The organism is Limosilactobacillus pulli, from assembly GCF_947381555.1.
GTDB classification, from domain to species: domain Bacteria; phylum Bacillota; class Bacilli; order Lactobacillales; family Lactobacillaceae; genus Limosilactobacillus; species Limosilactobacillus pulli.
The window spans coordinates 1-3679 of the sequence record NZ_CANCWQ010000055.1; the positions used below are offsets into that span (position 1 = coordinate 1).

General features: G+C 46.3%; 3 protein-coding genes. 1 reads left to right on the forward strand and 2 read right to left on the reverse strand.

Annotated features, from left to right (window positions below; genetic code table 11):
• Positions 1-94 precede the first annotated feature (94 nt).
• Together QOS03_RS08940 and QOS03_RS08945 are read right to left on the reverse strand one after the other, a co-directional pair.
• Positions 95-1180: a C40 family peptidase gene (locus tag QOS03_RS08940; RefSeq protein ID WP_283576168.1), complete on the reverse strand. Its 1086-nt coding sequence runs from the start codon at positions 1178-1180 to the stop codon at positions 95-97.
• A gap of 193 nt (positions 1181-1373) precedes the next feature.
• A complete protein-coding gene (locus tag QOS03_RS08945) occupies positions 1374-1883 on the reverse strand; it encodes a flavodoxin family protein (RefSeq protein ID WP_283576169.1) in 510 nt (169 codons plus the stop codon).
• Positions 1884-2050: 167 nt separating this feature from the next.
• On the opposite strand from QOS03_RS08945, the gene QOS03_RS08950 reads away from it, so the two are divergent.
• The gene (locus QOS03_RS08950; protein WP_283576170.1) at positions 2051-3595 is read left to right on the forward strand and encodes an ABC-F family ATP-binding cassette domain-containing protein; all 1545 of its coding nucleotides are present in this window, start codon (positions 2051-2053) and stop codon (positions 3593-3595) included.
• Positions 3596-3679: the final 84 nt, after the last annotated feature.

A 3679-nucleotide genomic window follows, 5' to 3' on the forward strand; every position in this document is an offset into this window, starting at 1 on the left:
CAAGCACAGATCGAGGCACTTGTCATGACGAATAATCTAGCAAAATTTGGAATGTTACAAACTAGCAATTGACGTATGTTGATAGGTTTTGATTCTACTGCATGATGATGTAGTAGTTGGGACGGTAGTATTGAATACTGCCTTCTTGAACGTTTTGACCTGGCGTTGGGGCTTGGATGTAGTTGCCATTTCCTTCTGCAATCGCCACGTGGTATGGTGCTGAATCGGTTCCCCAGAAGTACAATGCACCAGCGGGGGCGTTTTCGACGTCATAGTAGTGAGTTCCCAGCGTAGCCTGCTGAGTCGTCGTACGATAGCTGCTGGATAGACCATAGGAGTACTGCACCAAACCGGAGCAGTCAAAGCCGCTTGGCGTATTGCCACCCCAGACATAAGGCACGCCGATCATTGACTTGGCAGTTGCCAGTCCCTGGCCGGCAGCAACGTGGCTGGTTGAAGCTGTAGAACTTGCACTGGCACTAGCGGCATCGGTCAGGCCGTACGTAATCGTGTAGTTAGCCATTGCAGCATTGGCAGCTGCCGAGTTGGACTCGTAGGTTGCCGAAGAAGCCGTGCTGGCTGCCGTAGTGGTTGTGGCAGCTGCTGTAGTCGATTCAGTTGTAGCTGCCGATGTTGATTCGGTTGAACTGGTCGTTGCATCAGTAGAAGCAGCGACTTGATCACTGGTCGTTGCTTCCGATTGAACGGATTCAGCAGACGATGACTGTGATGCATTATCGCTGGCTGCCGTTTGTGATGAGGCAATGCTTTGAGCAGCTGCATCAGTTGCCTGGCTGGTACTAGTTAAAGCACTGGCGGCAGTCGATGTCGAGCTTGAGCTGGAATCAGCAAAAACGCTGGTACTTGCAGCACTGATTGATGAGTTGGCCACAGTAAATTTAGTGGTCTGCTTTTGGCTGCTCTTTTGTCGATTGATGGTTGTTTCTGGAATCATGATTCGCTGACCTGGGAAAATCAGATCCGGATTGGACAGTGAATTGGCAGAAACGATTGAAGAAACCGTAGTCTTGTATTGCTGTGCATAGGACCAGATCGTATCGCCCGAAGCTACGGTAACCGTAGTATCGGCGTGGGCGGTCGTCTGCGCGGCGGTCATGGCTCCGGCAGCACCCACGGCAGCAATTAAGGCCTTAGCTGCTTTTTTCTTGATAGTAATCACTCCATCTGTTTTGTTTTTTGCTCAGTTGTGCGAAACTCCACACAAGTTTTAATTTAACAAGACAAAGTGATGGGGTGATGAAAACTATTTGAAAAAATTATGAAGTCATTTTTGGAGTAATCGCTAAAAATCGCTGGATTGCTTAAAAGGATAGTTTAAGATAATTAAAGGTCAAGCGAATGCAGCTTGCGATTTATTTAAGACTTTGCCCCAGTTCATAGGCCAGGTCAGGATAGAATTTAAGGTGTTTGGGCGTGGTACCCTTGCCAGCTAAGACCTGACCAGCAAATTTCCAGCCAAGATGATCAAAAATCGCCTTAAATTCTGATTTTAACGGGTCAAAATCATTATGTGGCGCACTGGCAACCAGAATTGCCTGTTTTTCGCCATGCAGCTGTGGATCACGCTCGCCCATATGATCAATGACGGCCTTCATTTGCGATGACATGCCATAATAAAACATCGGTGTGGCAAAAACAATCAAGTCAGCAGCTACCATTTGATCAAGCAGCTTTTCAGTTGCTGCGTCGCCGGGCAGAAGATGATTATCGGCATCCATCATAACGGGGGCCAAAGGATGATGGCCAGCATCAAAAATCGTAACGCAGTTGGCAGCTGCCCGCGCTCCTTTAACCAGTTGATGAGCCAGAATCGTTGAAACGGTTGGATCATGCGGACTGCCTAAAATTGTCAGAATTTCCATGCAATGCCTTCTTTATTTAGATTATGTAATAATACAACGACTCTATTTTAACACTGATAAATAGTTTTCAGTTTAAAGAAGCCCTGCTGTCAATTGGTGGTTGGGTCGAGTCTATGCTAATATTGATATCACGTTGTTTATTTTTGGTACAAGATGAGGAGAAGAAAATGGCGGTTTTGGACGTTAAAAATCTGACGATGAGCTTTGCCGACAAGAAGCTTTATGAAGATGCCAGCTTTCAGTTGGAAAAGCATGAGCATATGGGAATCGTTGGTCAAAATGGGGCGGGTAAGTCAACTTTGATCAAGATTCTGATTGGGAAGGAATTACCGGTTGAAGGCGAAATTAAATGGCAGAAAAACACCAAAATCGGCTATCTGGATCAATACGTTGATATTCCCCAGGGGATGACGTTGATTCAGTTTTTGCATACGGCCTTTCAAGAACTTTATGATATCAATGATCGAATGAACGAGCTGTATGCAAGATACACAACCGAAATGGACGATGGCCTTTTGGAACGGGCAGGACGACTGCAGGAACGCTTGGATGCGGCTGATTTTTATGGAGTTGAGACCAGGATCGAGCGGGTTATGAATGGGCTGGGACTCAATGATATCGGCAAAGATCACGTTGTTTCCGAAATGAGTGGCGGACAACGCTCCAAGATTATTCTGGCAAAGATGCTATTGGAAAATCCGGACGTTATTTTGCTGGATGAACCGACCAACTATCTGGACACGGCCCATATCGAATGGCTGATTGAGTATCTAAACGACTTCGACGGGGCTGCGATGATCATCTCGCACGACTATGACTTTTTGGAACGGGTCACCAATACGATCTGTGACGTGGCATTTGGCAAGATTACCAAGTATCGCGGCAGTTTTAAGCAGGCCATGCGACAAAAAGCTGAGCGTAAAGAGACGCAAGAGCGCGAGTATGAAAAACAGCAAGAGGTCATTGAAAAGGCTGAGCGCTTTATTCGCAAAAACAAGGCAGGTTCTAAGTCAACCATGGCCAAGTCACGGGAAAAGATGCTGGCTCGCATGAAACGGATTGATCCGCCAACCGACAATTTAAAGGCCACGTTTCATTTTCCTTATGAAAATACCGGTTCAGCTAATGCCTTAAAGGTCAACCAGCTGTCAGTTGGCTATGGTCGGCCATTGCTCGCACCGGTGACCTTTTCTATGACGATGGGCGAAAAGCTGCTGTTTACCGGATTTAATGGTGTCGGCAAGTCGACTTTGATCAAATCGATCTTGGGAAAGATTCCAGCCATCAGCGGCAGTGCATCATTTTCACCATCTGCGCGCATTAATTATTTTGACCAGGACCTGGTTTGGAATGAGCCTGAGCTGACGCCACTGGAGACGATTCAAAATTTATTTCCAACGATGCAGCCAAAGACGATTCGACAAAAACTGGCTAAGGCTGGTATCAATGCGGCCAATACCCAAAAACCACTGCATTTACTTTCGGGTGGAGAACAGACCAAAGTCAAATTGGCGATTCTGGAACTGACGCCATCTAATTTCTTGATTATGGATGAGCCAACCAATCATCTGGATGACGAGACCAAAGAAGGGCTTAAAAAAGCACTGCAGGAATTCCCTGGCAATCTGATTCTGGTCAGTCACGAGCAAAGCTTTTACCAAGGCTGGCTGGATAAGGTACTCAATGTCGAAAAACTGAGTCTAAAAAAATAAAAATCATGAGGCTGGGAAAAAACTCTCAGTCCAAAATGAAAGCCGGACGATGAATCAAATCTTGGTTCATCGTCCGGCTTCTTA